This is a genomic window from Apilactobacillus sp. EABW-1NA, assembly GCF_030398685.1.
Classification (GTDB): domain Bacteria; phylum Bacillota; class Bacilli; order Lactobacillales; family Lactobacillaceae; genus Apilactobacillus; species Apilactobacillus waqarii.
Window position 1 is genome coordinate 1 of record NZ_JAPDKO010000045.1, and the last position, 4,055, is coordinate 4,055.

Genomic DNA, 4,055 nt, shown 5'->3' on the forward strand with positions numbered 1-4,055 from the left:
CTTATTAATAATTTTTGTAAATCCTAAACCATTATAATAATCTTTAATGGCAGCTAATTTTAATTCTTTAGAAAACATAAAAGAACCCCTTAGGTTAGATTTCTCCAACTCAAGGGGTTCAGTTCAGGGTTCTTTTTATTTTGTCCATTTGCTTAGATGAAATTAATTCATTTTTCTAATACAAAATTAATAATTAGATTGACATGGGTTATTAAATAGTAATAATATATCGATAATGTTTCTAATCATTTTCTAATATTTATAAGGGAGGTTGATTAATATGTCTAAATTAGTTAACAAAATTAGCAAACGAATGGAAAACGTCAAACCAGATGCTATCTTGTCTTTTGGCGCTTCTATCGCTGGTGTTGACGGATTAATTCCGTTAACAATCGGAGAGCCAGATTTTAATACACCTGATCACATTAAGAAGGCAGCTATTCAAGCGATTAATGACAATCAGAGTCATTACAGTGATTCTCGCGGGATTATTGAATTGCGTGAAGCTGCCGTTAACTTTTTAGCAGATAAATATGGGTTAAATTACGATGCTGATACTGAATTTATCGCTACAGTTGGAGTAACAGAAGCTGTATTTTTAACATTTGCAGCAATCCTAGATACAGGAGATGGCGTGATTATTCCATCTCCAGCATTTTCTCCATATTTTAATAATGTATCATTTTTTGGTGCACATCCGATTGAAGTTGATACATCCAAAGATGATTTCGTACTAACTCCTTATAAATTAGAAGAAGCGATTAGACAGCATCCAGAAGTTAAAGCGGTTATTATTAATACTCCTAATAATCCGACAGGTGTTTCATACACTAGAGAACAATTGAAAGAACTGGCAGATGTAATTAAGAAATACGATATTTTCTGTATTAGTGATGAAATCTACAGTGAATTAAACTACGAGCATGAACATGCATCTATTGCAGAATTTATTAGAGATCAAACGATTGTATATAATGGTTTGTCAAAATCTCATGCGATGACTGGATGGAGAGTCGGTTTGGTATATGGCCCTGCCGATATTATTAATGTTATTAAATCTATACACGAATACAACGTTAGTTCTATAACTGACAATGCTCAGTTTGCTGCTGCCGAGGCGTTGAATCATGGTAGAGATGATGGACCGGAAATGAAGAAGATTTATGAAAAACGACGTGCGTTATTACGCCAAGGCTTATCTGATATTGGTATTGAAAGCGCCAATCCGAGCGGTGCATTTTATATTTTTGCTAAAATTCCAGAACAATTTGGTGAAGATGATTTTGCCTTTTGTACGAAACTAGCGAAAGAAGCTAAAGTTGGTACAATGCCTGGAAGTGCTTTTGGAAAAGCTGGAAAAGGTTATTTCCGTTTGAGTTATGCAACTAGTGAAGATAACTTAAATGAAGCATTGAAACGCATTGCTAAATTCGTGGAGGATAACTAGATGAAAATATTAATGTTCAATACCCAACCATACGAGATAGAAGATTTTGAAGCCATTGCTGATGAGTTGAATGTGCAAATTGATCACATAAATGAAGCATTAACATTGGATAACGTTGATAAAACCAAGGACTATGATGCTATTACCATTCAACAACATGGTGCTCTTTCTGGTGATAGTTTATACAAACGTTTGGCTGAAAATGGAATCAAACAAATATCATTACGTAGTACTGGATACGAAATTATCGATTTAAATTTAGCCAACAAATACAATTTAAAAGTAACCAACGTGCCTGGATACTCCCCTCGTTCGGTCAGTGAATTAGTATTAGCTGATACGATGGCGTTATTACGACGATTAAAAGACTACAGTAAACGTGAGGAGAGAAACGACTTTAGTTGGACTGGCGGACAAGCCCGTGAGATTCATAACTTAACTGTTGGAGTAATCGGTGCTGGAACCATCGGAAGTGCATCTGCACGCATTTTTAAAGCGCTAGGAGCACGCGTATTAGCGTATGATCCCGTGCCAAGAACTGATTTGGCTGATACGGTCGAATATGTTGATGTAAACTACCTATTATCCGAATCAGATGTCGTAACTATGCACACACCTTTAACTCCTGAAATGGATCATTTTATGAATTTTGAGCGATTCAAGAAAATGAAAAATGACGCTATTTTCATTAATGCTTCCCGTGGTGGAGTCGTTGATACTGATGCGCTAGTTGCTGCTCTAGAATCCGGTGAAATCGGTGCGGCAGGAATTGATGTGTTTGATGGTGAAGCTGGAATTACCAGTGTTGATCTTGGCGACAAGGGATACGACAATGACAACTTAAAAGCTTTAATTGCGATGGATAACGTAATTGTTACTCCACATATTGCTTTCTTTACCGATGTTGCGGTCCACAATATGGCGTTATTCTCAGTGAGAGATGCTATCAAGATTGCTAACGGTCAAAAGGCCTTATACCAAGTTAATTAGAGTAAGAAAAAAGAGCTCATTATGAGCTCTTTTTTGTTGGAAAAGAATATTTAATTATGATATAGTTGCATTTGCAACAAAATGGAGGTGCTTATATGGATTCTTTAAGAAAAATTGGTGTGATAGCAAGGTCTTTGGACTCGATTAGTAATATAGAATTTAAGGAGTATGAATTGTCTAAAGGTCAATATCTATATTTAGTCCGTATAGGTGAAAAACCTGGGATTTTTTTACAACAACTATGTGAAATGATTTGTGTTGATAAAACGACTGGTAGCAGGGCCGTTAATAATCTAGTAAAAGCGAATTTAATAAGAAAAGAAATTAGTAAAAATAATAGAAAAAATCAGCTCTTATACCTGACTGAAAAAGGAAAAGAAATGTATTACATTGTCGAAAGGGAGAATAATTATTCTAACGAAGTTGCTCTTAGTGGTTTTAGTGCATCCGAAAGAGAAACGTTCAACCAGCTATTGGATAGGGCCAAAGCAAATGTTTATAAAGATTGGCAAAAAGTTAAATGTGGTGAGAAAAGAGACTACTAGGAGGCGTTATTATGATTGAAATGAAGAAAGTTAACTTATCTGATGTTTACGAACTTCGTCAAATTAGTATTGAAACTTTTAAAGATACTTTTGGTGATGATAATAGCAAACAAGATTTAGAAGAAATGTTTGAGAACAATTATGGAATTGATCAGCTAAAGAAGGAAATTAGCGATGATAAAACTGATTTTGAATTTATCTACGTTGATAATGAACTGGCTGGTTACCTAAAGATTAATATTGGTGAAGCTCAATCTGAAGATATGGGTAGTGACTATTTAGAAATTGAAAGAATTTACATCAGAAAGAACTTTAAACGTCGAGGCTTAGGGTCTCAATTTATGAGCTATGCGATTAATGCTGCTAAAGAAGCGGATAAGAACTATATTTGGCTTGGAGTTTGGGAAAACAATACAAACGCGATTAGTTTCTATCAAGTAAAAGGCTTTATGCCTTTCTCTGAACACATTTTTGTTGTTGGTTCCGATAAACAAAGAGATATTTTGATGAAAAAAACAATATAAAAAGAGCTCATTATGAGCTCTTTTTTAGTTATATAAACTATATACGCTTAATAGGACTGAAATGATTAAATTAATCAAAATGATGGTAAAACCAAGTGTCCCGTTTGCGACTAGAATGATTCCTAAGATAAATACGATGATTCCGATTAATGCGGTAATCATCCAATTGTGTTTCCAGAAAAATAAAATGATTTCAATCAATGTCAAAATGGTGATTAACCATAATAATGTTAGTGAAAAATCAGTTACATATAAGTCTGAAATATCTTTGATGGTAATAATTAGCATGTAGACGGTCATCAAAAGACTGATGGCAGATAGCACACCTTTTGTAGTTTTTTGCATTTGTATTCAACTCCTGCCTTTATTTTAAAGGTCGAATGGATGCTTGTAAAACTAAAATAAAAAAGAGCTCTATGTGAGCTGACCTGAACCCCTAAAATTGGAAGATGGTTATGCTATTTTCTGGGAGGAATTGATCCGGTATTCAACCGGTGACATTCCTCCCAGTTTTTGTTTTATACGATAATTGTTGTAATAAGATATATA

The 4,055-nt window shown here is 34.4% G+C and carries 6 protein-coding genes; 4 read left to right on the plus strand and 2 right to left on the minus strand.

Annotated features, from left to right (window positions below; all coding sequences use genetic code 11):
• The first annotated feature begins 280 nt into the window (after window positions 1–280).
• From OEZ61_RS07845 to OEZ61_RS07860, 4 genes are all read left to right on the plus strand, one after another.
• Window positions 281–1,447: an aminotransferase class I/II-fold pyridoxal phosphate-dependent enzyme gene (locus tag OEZ61_RS07845; protein WP_198178131.1), complete on the plus strand. Its 1,167-nt coding sequence runs from the start codon at window positions 281–283 to the stop codon at window positions 1,445–1,447.
• Window positions 1,448–2,437 (plus strand): D-2-hydroxyacid dehydrogenase, encoded by a 990-nt coding sequence (locus OEZ61_RS07850; RefSeq protein WP_198178130.1) that lies wholly within the window; start codon window positions 1,448–1,450, stop codon window positions 2,435–2,437.
• Between the two features lie 95 nt (window positions 2,438–2,532).
• Window positions 2,533–2,982, plus strand: coding sequence for a MarR family winged helix-turn-helix transcriptional regulator (locus OEZ61_RS07855; RefSeq protein ID WP_198178129.1), 450 nt, complete (start codon window positions 2,533–2,535; stop codon window positions 2,980–2,982).
• Window positions 2,983–2,993: 11 nt separating this feature from the next.
• Window positions 2,994–3,506, plus strand: a complete 513-nt coding sequence (locus OEZ61_RS07860; protein ID WP_290047344.1) for a GNAT family N-acetyltransferase — start codon at window positions 2,994–2,996, stop codon at window positions 3,504–3,506.
• Window positions 3,507–3,530: 24 nt separating this feature from the next.
• Here the strand turns inward: OEZ61_RS07860 and OEZ61_RS07865 are convergent, their stop codons facing one another.
• Together OEZ61_RS07865 and OEZ61_RS08295 are read right to left on the minus strand one after the other, a co-directional pair.
• The gene (locus OEZ61_RS07865; RefSeq protein ID WP_138727276.1) at window positions 3,531–3,851 is read right to left on the minus strand and encodes a hypothetical protein; all 321 of its coding nucleotides are present in this window, start codon (window positions 3,849–3,851) and stop codon (window positions 3,531–3,533) included.
• A 108-nt stretch (window positions 3,852–3,959) separates the two neighbouring features.
• Window positions 3,960–4,052 carry an IS3 family transposase gene (locus tag OEZ61_RS08295; protein ID WP_080719905.1) on the minus strand — a complete coding sequence of 31 codons (93 nt, stop codon included), beginning with the start codon at window positions 4,050–4,052 and terminating at the stop codon, window positions 3,960–3,962.
• Between the last annotated feature and the right edge of the window lie 3 nt (window positions 4,053–4,055).